9 protein-coding genes and 1 pseudogene are annotated in these 13,446 nt (G+C 67.9%); 3 read left to right on the forward strand and 7 right to left on the reverse strand.

What is annotated here, in order from left to right; translation table 11 throughout:
- Positions 1 to 119: 119 nt before the first annotated feature.
- From V6U77_RS25915 to V6U77_RS25945, 7 genes are all read right to left on the reverse strand, one after another.
- Positions 120 to 758: a hypothetical protein gene (locus tag V6U77_RS25915; RefSeq protein ID WP_334609318.1), complete on the reverse strand. Its 639-nt coding sequence runs from the start codon at positions 756 to 758 to the stop codon at positions 120 to 122.
- 1,695 nt (positions 759 to 2,453) lie between these two features.
- Positions 2,454 to 3,155, reverse strand: a complete 702-nt coding sequence (locus tag V6U77_RS25920; protein ID WP_334609319.1) for an alpha/beta hydrolase family protein — start codon at positions 3,153 to 3,155, stop codon at positions 2,454 to 2,456.
- Positions 3,156 to 3,819: 664 nt separating this feature from the next.
- Positions 3,820 to 4,071, reverse strand: coding sequence for a DUF7660 family protein (locus V6U77_RS25925; protein ID WP_334609320.1), 252 nt, complete (start codon positions 4,069 to 4,071; stop codon positions 3,820 to 3,822).
- 926 nt (positions 4,072 to 4,997) lie between these two features.
- Entirely contained in the window at positions 4,998 to 5,357 is a 360-nt protein-coding gene (locus V6U77_RS25930) for a hypothetical protein (protein WP_334609322.1), read from the reverse strand.
- A 223-nt stretch (positions 5,358 to 5,580) separates the two neighbouring features.
- Positions 5,581 to 6,102 (reverse strand): IS3 family transposase, encoded by a 522-nt coding sequence (locus V6U77_RS25935; RefSeq protein ID WP_334609324.1) that lies wholly within the window; start codon positions 6,100 to 6,102, stop codon positions 5,581 to 5,583.
- 77 nt (positions 6,103 to 6,179) lie between these two features.
- A complete protein-coding gene (locus V6U77_RS25940; RefSeq protein ID WP_334609326.1) occupies positions 6,180 to 7,622 on the reverse strand; it encodes a glycoside hydrolase family 43 protein in 1,443 nt (480 codons plus the stop codon).
- A 142-nt stretch (positions 7,623 to 7,764) separates the two neighbouring features.
- The gene (locus V6U77_RS25945; protein WP_334609327.1) at positions 7,765 to 9,396 is read right to left on the reverse strand and encodes a glycoside hydrolase family 27 protein; all 1,632 of its coding nucleotides are present in this window, start codon (positions 9,394 to 9,396) and stop codon (positions 7,765 to 7,767) included.
- A 662-nt stretch (positions 9,397 to 10,058) separates the two neighbouring features.
- Here V6U77_RS25945 and V6U77_RS25950 point away from each other — a divergent pair.
- The 3 genes and pseudogenes from V6U77_RS25950 (at position 10,059) to V6U77_RS25955 (ending at position 13,268) form a co-directional block, all read left to right on the forward strand.
- On the forward strand, positions 10,059 to 12,143 hold the full coding sequence (locus tag V6U77_RS25950) for an RICIN domain-containing protein (protein ID WP_334609328.1): 2,085 nt from the start codon (positions 10,059 to 10,061) through the stop codon (positions 12,141 to 12,143).
- Between the two features lie 229 nt (positions 12,144 to 12,372).
- Positions 12,373 to 12,573 (forward strand): annotated as a pseudogene (locus V6U77_RS30115) (glycosyl hydrolase family 95 catalytic domain-containing protein); the annotation flags it as partial.
- A gap of 80 nt (positions 12,574 to 12,653) precedes the next feature.
- Positions 12,654 to 13,268, forward strand: a complete 615-nt coding sequence (locus tag V6U77_RS25955; protein ID WP_334609329.1) for a glycoside hydrolase family 95-like protein — start codon at positions 12,654 to 12,656, stop codon at positions 13,266 to 13,268.
- Positions 13,269 to 13,446: the final 178 nt, after the last annotated feature.

Below are 13,446 nucleotides of genomic sequence, written 5' to 3' on the forward strand. Positions count from 1 at the left end.
CTCGATCGGCAGCGGGCACGCAAGACCTGCTGGTGGTGAGGAGAGCTCTGCGGCTATGCGCCGACGGACTGGGCCCGCGAATCACGGCAGGCTGTGGATTCCGGTGCTCGGCTGCACCGTCATCGCGCATACCTCTCGCGGGCGATCCGGAACAGATGCACGGTCTCGTCCTCGCTGAGCCCGTCGATGCCGGGGAGCAGCAGGTAGGGCAAGTCCCAGCGCAGGTACGGCTTCGGGCCGACGAGGTTCGTCCACCAGCCGAGCTGGGAGTTCACGCGGGCATGCCCCTGCTCGGTGAGAGGCATGACGGTGCACAGGCCGCCGATGTCGTTCTTCACCGGGATCCGGCGACGCTCCGGCGGTGCGACGTCGCTCCACGGGATGGGGCCAATGCCGCGCAGGATGATCCCGGTGGCGTCGATCACCACCGGCTGCGTCTCGGCGCGCACCCGACCGCCCATCAGGCGGCCCGTCATCAGGACCACCCCCAGGTAGACGACGCCGACGAACACGAGGAAGGCCCCGATCGGGATTCCCAGCGCCCAGACGCCTACCTGCCGCAGTGCGATGCCGGCGATCAGGACGAGCACGCCGAGTCCCATAATGCCGAGCGAGATCCCGATGAACAGCCGCCGGCGCTTCAGCCAGCGTATTACAGGGTCAGACCTGCGGCCCGGCAGGGACACTGCGCCGTGCACGTGTAGCTGCTGCAGCGCCCAGGCCAGAGGCGACGGGGTTCCTGGGTGATTCATGATCATCCTGCCTCCTTTAGAGGTCGCAGAGCCTCGATGATGTCGATGAGCTCCTCGCGCGAGATCTCGCCTTTCGTCAACGGCGAGGGCCGCCAGCTGCTGCACGGAGAACGGTAGCCTGGTCAGGCCCGGCCGCTCGTCGTCGAGGTTCGCGCCCTGAGGCAAGCCCACAATGGGCAAAAGCTACCGAACCACCCCCTCACAGCCGTCTCACGGACGGCCCGGGAAAGACCGGTAGGGTCCGACGTGGCTCGGATCGCTACCTCCCTGTGGCCTACATGTTCGGTACGAGTCGGTACCGACCGACAGGCGCTGGTAGGCCCGATAGTTCACTGGGGGTCAAGGGGTCGTCGGTTCGAATCCGGCCGTCCCGACAAGGTTTAACAGCAGATCAGAGGGCTGATCCGACACACCGGGTCGGCCCTTCTGGCTTCCCGGGGACCACGGCGGTCAAGTGCGCCGGGCCGGTAGCGCATCTTGACCGCTGGTCAAGCAAGGCCGAGCGGTGCTTAGCCTTGTTTGGCAGCTCCACCGGGGACCGTTGAAGCGAAGTGACCCCCTGTTACCTCTGCGGCGGCGGCTTGGGCATCCTGTAGCCTCGCGCTGTCGTTGCCCCGTACCTCTACGGCAGGTGTAGATGTATGACGTCCGGGTGGACCTGCGGGACATCCAAGTGTTGACGGGTGACGACGCTCCCCTCGTCGGACGGCTATGGATCCGCTTCCCTGACCGGTCCTTTCCTGGTGATGCTTGGTCCGACTTCATCGCTTCCGTAGTCAGTTCATCGGTTACGGCTCTACGCGAGACGTTAAGTGGAGAGGGTGAGGGGTTCGCCTACTTTTTCGATGGGCCGTATTACGTCTACTACCGGCTTTTGCCTGCCTCGGCCCCGAGCTTGTATATCGAGGCAAATTGTGACGGAACTGGCGAGCCGGTAAGCGAGTGGGTGGGAGAGGTGCCGCTGGCACAAGTCGTTGCCTCCTGGCTGAGTGCCGTGGAAGCGATTCTTGCTCGATGTGCGGAGGCCGGTCTCTCAGGTGCGGCCGTAGCCGTACTGCGACGCTCTCAGTCCGAGTTGGTGGCCATGACCGCACAGGCTCCCTGGCGTCGAAAGACTGCAACTGACTGAGGTCCCGGAAGTCTGCCGGCTGGCTTCATCTGCGGCCCTGGTGGCTGGGTCTGCGGAGCGAGCGGCTGGCTCGGTGGCGGGCGCGCTGGTTCGTGCCACGGCAGCAGGCTTACCGATACGCCGGGCTGGGGACCACGCGGGGACCACACGTTGTCCGCGCTAATGGACGGTGCGTTGTATGCCGCACAGCTTGATCATGGGCATAGCGTGCGTGACGTGCCTGGACGTGTGGCGAAGCGTCCTGGGGGTCAAGGGGTCGGCGGTTCGAATCCGGCCGTCCCGACAAGGTGTAACAGCAGGTCAGAGGGCTGATCCGACACACCGGGTCGGCCCTTCTGGCTTCCTGGGGACCACGGCGGTCAAGTGCGCCGGGCCGGTAGCGCATCTTGACCGCTGGTCAAGCCGTGTGGCCAGCCCTGGGCACCGCTCGGCGGTGCGTGCGACCCGCAGGGCTGGGCCGCGGCTCGGCCTCTAGATCAACGACCCTGCAGGCCGCCGCTTCTTCCGGGCCCCGCTCGACCGGCTGCTGCCGCGGTGTCGATCGAGCGGGACCTCGGCGGATGCGATGCCGGTCAGTGCGGCATGAGGTGGCGGGTGAAGAACCGGACCGCGCCGTCCAGTTCATGCTCCGGGAGCCGGTCGCCGTGTCGGCCCGGGTTGGCGTGCAACGTCTTCTCGGCCGAGCCGAACGCGTCGAACAGGGCCAGGCTCTGCTCGCGGGGTACCCGCTCGTCGTCCCACTGCACCAGGAACTCGATCGGCACGGTGATCTGTGCGGCGGCTGCGGCGGAAGCCGGGGCCGCGGCGCCGCCCAGGCCCAGCACCGCCGCGCGGACCCGGGGCTCAGCGGCCACGAACGGCACGCCCAGCCCGCATCCCAGCGACACTCCCCAGTAGCCGACGGATTCCGACCCGAGGTGATCCAGGACGGCCTGCCACTCCGGGACGGTCTGCTCGGCGACCAGGGCCTGGAACTCGGCGAGCAGCGGGGCCAGCTCGTCGCCGGAGTCGACGCGGGCTTGGATCTCGGTGGCGATGTGCTGGTAGCGGTCGTCGGTCGGCCGGTCGCCGTGGTTCGGAACGTCCACGCAGACAGCCGTGAATCCGCTGGTCACGAAGCGGTGGGCGCGGTGCAGGATGGCAGGGGCGGTCTTGTGCTCGCCGCCGCCGTGGCCGAGGAGGATCAGCGGGCGAGCGGCGGTGGTGTCGCCGTCCGGGGTCCACGTGACAGCGGGAACGCCTTCGACGGTGAAGAACTCTTCGTGGATGTGCATCTGGAATGCGGGCCTTTCGGGGTGCCTTGTGCGGGCGCTCCCTAGACCATGCGGAGCAGGGAGTCCCGACCTGTCACAGCGTTGATCGGACTCACCTCCTCAGTCGGCAACCATGCACGGCAGGGTCGACCGTACACGAATCCGTCGCCAAGCCGGACCAAGAGCCTGTCGTCGCTCATGACATGAACCGGTCGCTCACCATCGTTGTCATCAACGTCGCCCACCGGGTACGACGCTCCACCTGCATCCGAGCCTCGCCAACCGCCCGCCGCGAGAAATCGCCAACCTGAGACGGAACGCGCAACAACCACGGCGAGTTCCACGTCCGTCGAGACCTGCCGCAGGGGGAGCAAGATATGGCCATTGGCCGCCAATCTCGACCGGGCGCGGTCGAGAACACCCGGCGGGGTGTCGATTGGCTCATGCCCGGTCCGGTTGATCCGGCACCAGCGGTCCTCCGTGGACTGCGGCGGGGCCAACTTCCCGAGTCATGTGGCGCAGGTCGTCTCCGCCTGACGATCGGTGCTTCACGGCCTGGCTACGTGGTGGCCCACTTCGCGCGGCCACGGGCCACCTCATTTGTCAACGCCAACTGAAGCCATCATCAAGATCACTCATAAAGTGTGTGCCAGAGCCAGATCCAGCTTTCAGGCGGAGCCGACAGTTACTCGTAGACGCAGGCCGCCCGCAGGATGTCCGCTACCAGAGACCACGTGGGCTGCTCAGGTACCTCCCGACCCTGATTGCGCGCCCAGCCGTCCATGCTGCCGATCCAGGAGGACATAGCTTCGAGGTAGCGGGGCAGGTCGACGTTCTCCCAGTAGTGCGGGGGCGTAGCCGACTCTTCGGCGAGCGCCCGAATGTAGGCCGCCAGATCCTCGCGGTTTTTCACCGCGCCGGTGTCGTTGAGATCCATCAGCCGATGATCGCTTACCAGTCGAATGGCCCGATAGGAGCCGTCCAGGGCCGATCGCAAGGTCGTGCCGATCGCAGGGCGCTCAACCGCCGTCGAGGGCGGGGCGATCGCTGCCGCGCCGCTTCGCGGCTTGCCATCGGGTATTGGACTGCAGGCGCGCCGGAGCCGGTGGTACGCCAAGCCGCTCCCGGCCTGAGAGGCCGGGGTGGTAAGCCGTACGCCGCCGGACCGGACAGCCACGCGCCCACCGCCCAGCCGTGCCAGCCACGTGCCAGTAACCGGTGTTCCAAACGGCCAGCAGCGGTCATGATCGGGCATCACGGCACCGACGCTGACCAGGCGATCCGGACAGATCAGGCCAGCCGATAGTGATCTTCCAAGCTGGCGGTGCGCACATCTTTCTTGTGCTGGCTGTTTCGGTGCGCCACGGTCGCAGTATGGGCAAGAGCAGGAAGCAGAAGCGCTTGGCGGCAGTTGGACGGCGCTTGCAGGAGGAGCGCGACCAAGACTGGGTGTCGCTGGGATGCTCCGAGGACCAGGCCGCCGCAGTGACTCAGGCGTGGAGGCGCTTGGCTGACCTTGGCGTTGATCTGCCACCGCGACCGACTCGCCGAGACATCTGGGCCGCCGGTATCGCGGACACGGACATCAAGGTCGATCACTTCTACCTCGGTCCCGAGCGGGGTATCTGCGCGATCCAGATCAGTGTGCGTAGGGCAGCACTGGAATCCGCACGCCGCAGACCGTGATCGAGCGCTCCGGTCAGTCCGCCGTCGGGGCTGTCGACGGAGTTGCCGAAAGCCGGACGAGTACGTGCCTTGATCTCGCCGACCCGCCTCAGTCGCCTTCCTGGACCGTATGTCGCAGGTTCGAACCCGCCCGTGGGCACCGCCGTTCCACGACTGCTGTCCCGCCCTTCAGCGGTGTCACGCCGCCTGCCGCGACCGCCTCAGCCGGCTCAGGTCGACGCCGTAGGCGAGCGCGATGGTGAAGGTCAGCGCCGCGCCGGCCCAGGCGGCCCACCAGAACAGGAAGCCGCGCAGGTCGAGTCCGTTGCCGTTGGCGAGCATCGGATCGTACGGCGGAGGAAACAGCCGGTGGAAAGCAGGACCGCCGAAGAGGAAGATTGCCCCGGACACGATTATGCCGCTGGCCACGAAGAGCCGCAGGGACCGCCTGCCAAACTCTCGCTGCCGCCGGATCAGGTTGGCGACCAGGCTAAGGCCGATTGGTCCGCCGAGAACGAGAGCCGCGCAACCGATGAGCGTCGCTGTCCCGTACGTCACGGACCGATGCTACTTCCGTACCTGACCGTGATCGAACGCAGGATTCAGGATGGCCGGCGGGTCACGCTCGTGCCCGGTGGCGGTAGGCCAAGTGTGGCGCCGCAGCCCTGCCGGTGCGACCGGACACCGACGTGCTGGGGTGACCTTCCGACCTCGGAACGCCTGCAGGAGACGTAAAGCAGCGGCGAGGCAGCAGGAGGGCAGCACCAACGTCGGTCGGCCTTCACCGCAGGGGATGCGGGTGGCGTCGGCGACCCAGAGCCGGTTCGGCCCGGTCGCGGTGAACTGGCGGTTGACCAGGTCCGGCGCCAGTGTCGCCCGCGGGTCCTGCCGGGTCGAGCCGCCCCGCCAGCCGCGACGCAGGAACGCACCCGGCCAGCCCTGCTGCGCCATCAGTCGTTCCCACCCGCTTGCGACCGACGCGAATGCCGTCGCGGCGTAGCTGCTGGTGCACCCGGTCCGCGCCGTAGGTGTGCCCGGAGGTCTCCCAGATCTCGTGGATGTTGGAGATCAGGCCCAGGTCGACCACGTCGTGGTCGCAGGGCTGTTCGGCCTGGTTGAGCCACGCGTAGTACGTCGAGGCGCCGATGTTCAGGACCCGTAGCAGGAGCGCGACCGCGAACTGGTCACGGTGTTCAGAAATGAACGTAATGACCGTCGCCGGGTCGGGTCGAGCTCCGCCGCGAAATACGCGCTCGCCGCTTCCAGGATCGGTACAAACGCACAGCACGCTGGCGCAACTCATCGGGGTACTTCTTCGGTGCTGCCACGGACGACTTCCTCCCCACGGCCATCAAGAAGCTCCATGAAAGCGGGGGTGGCTCACACCTGACCGATCACGGCGAGGTTGTCGAGGTTGGGCTGCTGGACGTCGACGACCTGCCCACTGTTGCGGTTGCTGATCCGGTACGACGGCGAGGCGCCGCCGCCGAACTGCCACCAGTTCACGTTGAACAGGTTGCCGCTGCCGCCGGCGAAGCGCAGGTAAAGGTCATGCGTACCGGTGGCTCCGCTCACGCCGCACGTGGTGTTCGTCCAGTTCTGCCAGCCACCGGTGCCACCCACGGTGCAGGTGCCGACGAGCGGGCCGCTCGCACTGTCCAACCGCACCTCGATGCGACCTCCGCTCGTGCCGGAGGCGACCCGCGCGGTGAAGGACGTGGCACCGGCGCCGAAGGCGACCCCCTTGACCTTGATGGTGTCGCCGTTGTCGATCCAGCCGACGTTCATGCCACCCTCGCTGGACGGTTCGGTCTCGATGCCGGAGCCCCAGGCGATCGTCTCGGCCTCCTGTCGGGCGTACGGGTTCAGCGTGCCGACCTGAGGAGGGCCCGCGGTGGTCATGTTGATGGTGGGAAAGGTGCCGTTGGAGTTGTAGGTGAACCGCTCCACCGCGACGGAGCGGGTGTAGCCGCCGCCGCCGGGCAGCGCGCCGTTGTGGTAGAAGAAGTACGACCCGCCGTTGAAGTCGATGACACCAGCGTGGTTGGTGAAGCTGCTGCCCTGTCGGGGCATGATGGCCCCGCGGTACGTCCAGGGTCCGGTGGGGCCGGGCGCGGTCGAGTAGGCGATGAACTCGGAGCAGCACTCCGCCGCGAAGACGTTGTAGTAGAGCCCGTTCCGTTTGTAGACCCAGGGGCCCTCCTCGTAGAGGGTCGGCCGGCTGGGGTTGCCGGTGCGGGTGCCGTACCCGGCGGTGCTGAGCGGGATCTGGGTCGCCCCGCCCGAGAACGAGATCATGTCGGGGTTGAGCCGCACGTACCACAGGTTCGGGTTGCCCCAGTACAGGTACGCCTGGCCGTCGTCGTCGATGAAGGCGTGCGGGTCGATCTCACCGTTGCCGACGAGTGGTCGACCGAGCGCGTCCCGGAAGGGACCGGTGGGGCTGTCCGCCACCCCGACCCCGATGACCATCTGCCCGTTCGAGCGCTGGCGTACGGGCACGTACCAGTAGAACTTCCCGTTGCGGGCGACGACCTGGCCGGCCCAGGCGTTGGCGTCCGCCCAGGCGAAGGTCGCCAGGCTCATGGGTACGCCATGATCCGTCCAGTTCACCATGTCGGCGGACGAGTACACCCGCCACTCGCGCATCGTGAAGTAGGTGGAGCCGTCCTCGTCATGCCCGGTGTAGACGTACACCCGGCCGTTGTGCACCATCGGCGCCGGGTCAGCGGTGTAGATGTTCTGCACGATCGGATTGTCGGCGCGCGCCGTACCCGGCAGCACCGCGACTGCGCAGGCGAGGCTCGCGATTGCGGCGACCACGCGTCGGGATCCCCGACGGGCCCGGATCGGAGCTCGTGATTGCACGATGTACCCCCAGATTGTCGAGCGGTTTCCACTGGTCGGCGAGCCGGCCGGGTGGACGTGCCGTCCACCCGGCCGGCCTCAGGTCAGCGGCCGGCGGTCACACCCGGCTCCACCGCTGGTTCGCGTCACCGTGGCAGGACCAGAGGATCACCGCCGTGCCGTTGGCCGTGCCGCCGTTGTTGACGTCGAGGCAGAGCGACGGGAAGCGGACATTGCTGACCGTGCCGTTGCTGTTCGACGTCCACTGCTGGTTGGTGCCGCCGTTACAGTCCCAGATCTGCACCCGGGTGCCGTTCGCCGCGCTGGTCGGGACGTCCAGACACCTGCCGAGGATCCGCAGCGTCTGGCCGTCCTGGCTGATCTGCTGGTTGGCGTTGCCGTGGCAGTCCCAGATCAGGGTGCCGGTGCCGTTGGCGGTGTTGGCGTTGTCGACGTCGAGGCAGCGCCCTGCCGACTCGCTGCGCAGCCGGAACGTGGTCGGGGGCGGCGGGTCGGTGGTGCCGCCGCCGCTGACCCGGAACACCACGGTGCCGTGTGCCGGGACGCTCGCGGAGATACTCCCGGTGGTGGTGGAGGTGCTGTTGGTCCACGCGTCGCGCAGGGTGAACGAGCTGCCGGTCTTGCCGATCGCCGCCGCGGTGGTGGCGATCGTCGTGGTGGAACTGCCCTGGTTGAACAGGGCGACGGCTACGTCGCCGTTGGTCAGCCGCTTGGCCAGGATCCGCCGGGTGCCGTCGTTGGAGACCTGGACCGCCTGGAGACCGAGCGGATCCTGGTTGATGGCGACCAGGTTCTGGTTCTTCAGGATCGCCATCGTCGCCGCGTTCGCCGAGCGCAGGTCGTTGCCCATCATGAGCGGCGCCGCCATGACCGACCAGAGCGCGAAGTGGCTACGCATCTCCGTGTCGTTCATGCCGCCGTTGCCGACCTCCAGCATGTCCGGGTCGTTGAACCCGCCCGGTGCGGCGTAGCCGGCCAGCGGCACGTTGACGTTGACGATGTTCTGGATGCCCATCGGGTAGCCGTTGGTCTGGCCGGTGTTCCACGCGTTGGTGATGTCCTCGGTGGTGCGCCACAGGTTCGCCACGTCGCTCCAGTTGCGCTGCGGTCCGGTCTTCTCGTGGATGCTGTTCGGGTTGATGCTGTAGACGATCGGCCGGCCGGTGGCGGCCAGCGCGTCGCGCATGATGCCGAACCTCGCCACCTGGTCGTTGATGGTCCCGGTGGGGGAGCACCAGTCGTATTTCAGGTAGTCGACGCCCCAGGCGGCGAACTGCCGGGCGTCCTGGTACTCGTGCCCGAGACTCCCGGTGGAGCCCGGAAAGGCGTCGAAGTACTGGGCGCAGGTCTGATCCAGCGGAGCCTGGTAGAGGCCGAACAGCAGACCCCGCGCGTGCAGGTAGTCCCCGAGCGCCTTCATCCCGCTCGGGAACCGCTCGGGGTGGGCCTGCAGGTCGCCCTGCGCGTCCCGGTTGGGGTTGAACCAGCAGTCGTCGACGACGACGTACTTGTACCCGAGGTCCCGCAGGCCGTTGGTCACGATCGAGTCGGCCATCTGGCGGATGAGCGTTTCGTTGATGGAGCAGCCGAAGGTGTTCCAGGTGTTCCAGCCCATCGGCGGGGTGCGGGCGACTCCGTTGTTCAGCGCCTGCGCCGGCTGCGGCGCGACGACACCACCGGCGAAGGCGGTCGCGGCCGCCACCGCCAGGACGCCCAGGACAGCGGTCATCCATCTCCTGCGTCTGTACACGTTGTTCCTCCTCGGGAACTCCGGCGTCGGCGGTCGGTAGCCGGTGCCGTGACTGATCGGTACGGCGGGGACGGTTGCGCCCGTCCGTACTCGCGGCAGGTTGCTGTGTGAGAGGCCGCCCGGCCACGCGCGGAGCCGAGGCGACGGTGCCCTGGTCGCGTCGCTCGCCCCGCTGTCGCCAGCCGCGCTGCCGTTTGCGGATGACGGGACGATGACCGCGATGTTATCGCTCACATCGATCCATGTAAATTGGGAACAGAAGATGTCCTTGGGGAGTGCGGGTGGATTGCCCCGCGATGATGGGCTGAGAGGGCTTCTCCGCAGTTCACCGTCACTGTGATCGCGGGTGCCGGATCGCGGTGCGGGCCGGCCGCCCCGGGAGGCGGTGACTCTGCCCGAAGTTGCGCCTTGACTGGCAGCGTGTTATCGCTCACAGTCGATGGGTCGGATCGGTGGTCGGCTCGGCCCGCCAGACCGAAGATCATTCCCCTAGCGGGTCGTCCGGGCCGCGCCTCCTGGGCAGGGGCGCACGGACCTGTCAACGATCACGACGCGCCGCGGATCGGACCTGGTGGTCGTCTGCTGCCTGACGACGGCTCGACCGACCGACTCCGCTCCTGGTTGTCTCCTGAAGGAGGATCATGTCTACCAACGGTGGTCTTACCTGGGCTGTGTCGGGGCGGCGTGGGTGGTTGTCCCGCATCGCCGCGGCCGTGGTGGCGGTGCTGATCGGCGGCACGTTCGTCGCGGTGTCCCCGTCGCCGGTGTCGGCGGCGACGGTGGACACGAATGCGTGGTACGTGCTGGTGAATCGCAACAGCGGCAAGGTGTTGGACCTGTACAACATGGCCACGAACGATGGCGCGCGGATCGCGCAGTGGTCGCGTAACGACGGGAACTGGCAGCAGTGGCAGTTCGTCGACTCCGGTGGCGGCTACTACCGGTTGAGGTCGCGGCACTCGGGCAAGGTGCTGGACGTCTCCGGGGCCTCCACGGCCAACGGCGCGAGCGTGGTGCAGTGGGCTGACCACAACGGGACCAACCAGCAGTTCCGGCTGGCGGATTCGGCGGGTGGTCACGTTCGGTTGGTCAACCGCAACTCGAACAAGGTGGTGGAGGTGCAGAACGCCTCCACCGCCGACGGCGGCAACGTCGTGCAGTACGACGACTTCAACGGCAGCCACCAGCAGTGGCAGCTGGTCCGCGTCGGCGACGGCGGAAACCCCGGTGGCACCTTCACCAACCCGGTCGTCTGGCAGGACTTCGCCGACGTCGACATCATCCGGGTCGGCGACGTCTACTACATGTCCGCCTCCACCATGCACTACTCGCCCGGCGCCCCCGTGCTGCGGTCGTGGGACCTGGTGAACTGGGAGTTCGCCGGGCACTCGGTGCCCCGGCTGGACTTCGGCGCGAAGTACGACATGGCAGGCGGTAGCCACGGGTACGTGGACGGCATCTGGGCGTCCACGCTGAACTACCGGCCGAGCAACCGGACCTTCTACTGGGCCGGCTGCATCGACTTCGCCCAGACGCACATCTACACCGCCTCCGCCGTCGACGGCGCCTGGAGCCGGCACACCACCATTCCCCACTGCTACTACGACGCCGGCATGCTGATCGACGACAACGACACCATGTACGTCGCGTACGGCAACGGCACGATCAGCGTGGCGCAGTTGTCGGCCGACGGGCGTACCCAGGTGCGGGCCCAGCAGGTGTACCAGACGCCGTCGAGCATCGGCACGCTGGAGGGGGCGCGCTTCTACAAGCGCAACGGCGCCTACTACATCTGGCTCACCCGCCCCGCGAACGGCCAGTACGTGCTGAAGTCGACCAACGGCCCGTTCGGCCCGTACGAGCAGCGACAGGTGCTGCTCAACATGCCGGGCCCGATCTCCGGCGGCGGGGTGCCGCACCAGGGCGGGCTCGTGCAGACCCCGAACGGCGCCTGGTACTACATGGCGTTCACCGACGCCTACCCGGGTGGTCGGATGCCGACGCTGGCCCCCATCACCTGGACCAGCGACGGCTGGCCGCAGGTGCAGACGGTCAACGGCTCCTGGGGCGTCAACTACCCCAACCCGCTGCCGTCGCGCCCGGTCAAGCCGCTCACCGGCACCGACACCTTCCCCGGCACCACCCTCGGCGTCCAGTACGAGTGGAATCACAACCCGGACAACAGCCGGTGGTCGGTCAACGACGGGCTGCGCCTGCAGACCGCCTCGGTGACCGACGACCTCTACCGCGCGCGCAACACGCTGACCCATCGGATCCAGGGTCCGACCTCGACGGGCACCATCGAACTGGACTACTCCGCCATGCGCGACGGCGACCGGGCCGGGTTGGCGATGCTGCGCGACACCTCGGCGTGGATCGGCGTCAAACGGGACAACGGGGCCACCCGCGTGGTCATGACCAACGGCCTGACCATGGGCACCGACAACTGGAATACCACCGGCAAGGGAACCGAGATCGCCGGCGCCCCCGTGTCCGGCGGGCGGATCTGGTTGCGGGCCAACGCCGACATCCGGCCCGGCTCGGGGCGGCAGGCGAGGTTCTCGTACAGCACCGACGGGGTCACCTTCCTCCCGCTCGGCAACGCGCTGACCCTCAACAACGCCTGGCAGTTCTTCATGGGATACCGGTTCGGCATCTTCAACTACGCCACGCAGTCGTCGGGCGGCACGGTGACGGTGCGCCGATTCACCCTGGCGACACCGTGAGGTCGGTCGGGACCCCGAGCACGTAGGGGCACACCACCCTGTGGTGATCGCACCTGCGCGGGGTGGGAGCGGAGCAGCGCCGTACCGCTCCCACCCCGGGGCCCGCTGGCCGACGCCGACGACCAGCGGGCCCCGCCACTCCCTTCCGGCCGGCCGACCCTTCCGCCGCGCCGGACACGACCTGTCTCCGGGGCCGGCGCCGGTCGTGTCCGGCGAGCGGCACTTCGTCGTGGGACTCGAAGTACAGGAGTGGCTCTACGACTGGGTCGAGACCGAGCGGACCCACCGACACATCTCACACCTGTACGGCTTGGCCCCCAGCAACCAGATCACCAAGCGCGGCACCCCACAGCTGTTCGAGGCCGCACGGCGGGCGCTGGAGCTGCGTGGCGACGACGGTACGGGCTGGTCGTTGGCCTGGAAAATCAACTTCTGGGCCCGGATGGAAGAGGGCAGGCGTGCCCATGACCTGATCCGCCACCTCGCCAACCCGCCCGGCTCGCGCCCAACATGTTCGACCTGCACCCGCCGTTCCAGATCGACGGCAACTTCGGCGCCACCGCCGGCATCGCGGAGATGCTGCTCCACAGCCACGCCGGCGAACTGCACGTCCTGCCCGCGCTGCCGTCGGCCTGGCCCAGCGGGCGGGTGAGTGGCCTGAGGACCCGGGGAGGGCACACCGTCGGCATGGCGTGGAGCCGCAGCCAGGCCACCGAGGTTCTCATCCGGGCGGACCGCGCCGGCACCGTCCGGGTGCACGGCCGGCTCTTTGCCGGCGCCTGCCTGACCGGCACCGGCCGGACCCTCGGCTTCCTCGCCACCGGCACCTACGGTGCCGTCTCCGGGATCGCCGCGGTGATCTACGCCGACGGCACCCGCCAGACGTTCACGCTGAGCATGCCGGACTGGTACGGCGGACCACATGCCGGTGGCACCGCCGCCATCGTGACCGCCCACCAGAACCGGCCCGGCAACCAGCGCGTCACCACGCCAGCCTGCGTCTACTACGTGGGCGTGGCACTGCAGAACAAGCAGGTGGTACGGGTCGAGTTGCCCAACATCAGCGCCCGGTCGGCATCCGGCGTGCCCATCATGCACATCTTCGCGATCGCGATCGGCGCCTGACCACGTCGCGACCCCCGCGTACCCCTGGAACAGGCCATTCGCGCGCGTCCCGCTCGGGACGCGCGAATGGCCTGTTCCCTGCCGCTTCTAGGGCCTGTGTCGAAGTCGGCGGTGGTGCCTGAGCTGGCGTGACCGCTCGGCGTGTCGAAGATCGAAAATGGGTGAGGTCTCCGGTAGA

The organism is Micromonospora sp. CPCC 205546 (assembly GCF_036902715.1).
Classification (GTDB): domain Bacteria; phylum Actinomycetota; class Actinomycetes; order Mycobacteriales; family Micromonosporaceae; genus Micromonospora.